Here is a 619-nt window from a genome sequence, read left to right as displayed (position 1 = left end):
GGTGCGAAGGACGGCCGTCAGCGGTGGGTTCTCGGCTCGATCGGCCCGGGGACGAAGCTGCCGTCGTTGGGTCACATCACGTACGACGTGCTGCGTGATGGTTACCAGAAGAACGCGGAGGGTCTCCTCGCGGGCGATCCGGGCACCGGACTCCGACAACTCGTAGATCCGGTCCGCGATCTCGTACTCGTTGGCGGCGGAGTGGTTCGCGCCGAAGGTGTTCGTCTCCACGCAGTCGACGCCGACCGCGAAGTACTCCTCGTGGACGGAGCGCACGATGTCGGGCCGGGTGATGTTCAGGATCTCGTTGCAGCCTTCGAGATTCTCGAAGTCCTCCAGCGTGGGGTCCTGTGCCTGGAGCATGGTGCCCATCGCCCCGTCGGCCACCACCACACGTGTGGCGAGTGCCTCTCGGAGCGCGTCTGCGCGGGTCCGGCTGTCGGCGGCGGGTGTCGGCAACGAGGCCATGGATGATCTCCCAGGGATGCGACGGCTGTCGGCTTTGCGTCCTTCTTGGGGAAGGCGCACCTCGCCAGCGTAGCCCGACGTCGGCCGGCGCTGTCAGTACGTCCATGACGCGGACTGCATGCTGTGCGGGGTACGGCGGGTGCGGTCCGGT

General features: G+C 67.2%; 1 protein-coding gene. It reads right to left on the bottom strand.

The window, feature by feature from the left end:
* Positions 1 to 468, bottom strand: a 468-nt coding sequence (locus tag AB0C16_RS40240; RefSeq protein ID WP_357691425.1) for a homocysteine S-methyltransferase family protein, incomplete at its 3' end; no start/stop codon positions are given.
* Positions 469 to 619: the final 151 nt, after the last annotated feature.

It is taken from the genome of Nonomuraea sp. NPDC048916 (genome assembly GCF_040649575.1).
GTDB lineage: Bacteria > Actinomycetota > Actinomycetes > Streptosporangiales > Streptosporangiaceae > Nonomuraea.
This window is presented reverse-complemented; position numbering and strand designations above follow the sequence as displayed.